This is a genomic window from Streptomyces sp. DH12 (assembly GCF_020873895.1).
Classification (GTDB): Bacteria; Actinomycetota; Actinomycetes; order Streptomycetales; family Streptomycetaceae; genus Streptomyces.
Genome location: NZ_JAHWGT010000784.1, coordinates 1 through 488, shown reverse-complemented (window position 1 = coordinate 488; position 488 = coordinate 1). Strand labels below are relative to the sequence as shown.

Below are 488 nucleotides of genomic sequence, written 5' to 3'. Positions count from 1 at the left end.
GTCGAAGCTGGTGCCGCCCGCGGCGAGGGCGGCGTTCATGACGTCCCGGACGTGGCCCAGCAGCTGCAGGGTGCGGGGGCGTGTGAAGCCGGCCGTCGGGCGCTCGTAGTGGATGCGGGCGCGCCACAGCGCCTCGTCCGCGTAGATGTTGCCGACGCCGCTGATCAGCGACTGGTCGAGCAGCGCCCGCTTGATGGTGGTCCGCTTGCGGCGCAGCGCCTGGTGGAAGGCCTCGTCGTCGAACAGCGGGTCGAGCGGGTCGCGGGCGATGTGCGCGATGACGTCGGGCAGACCCTCGGGGGTGTTGTCGTGCAGCGACAGACCGCCGAAGGTGCGCTGGTCGACGAAGCGCAGCTCGGTGTCGCCCGCCGGTCCCTCGTCCGGTGACTGCGGCTCGGTGAAGCGGACGCGGATGCGCAGGTGCTTCTCGTCCGGCGCGGAGTGGGGCTGCATCAGCAGCTGGCCGCTCATGCCGAGGTGGGCCAGGA

At 71.9% G+C, this 488-nt stretch carries 1 protein-coding gene; it reads right to left on the bottom strand.

Annotated elements, in window-relative coordinates; translation table 11 throughout:
* On the bottom strand, window positions 1-488 hold a 488-nt coding region (locus LPA54_RS37040), incomplete at both ends, for a DNA-formamidopyrimidine glycosylase family protein (protein ID WP_306806614.1).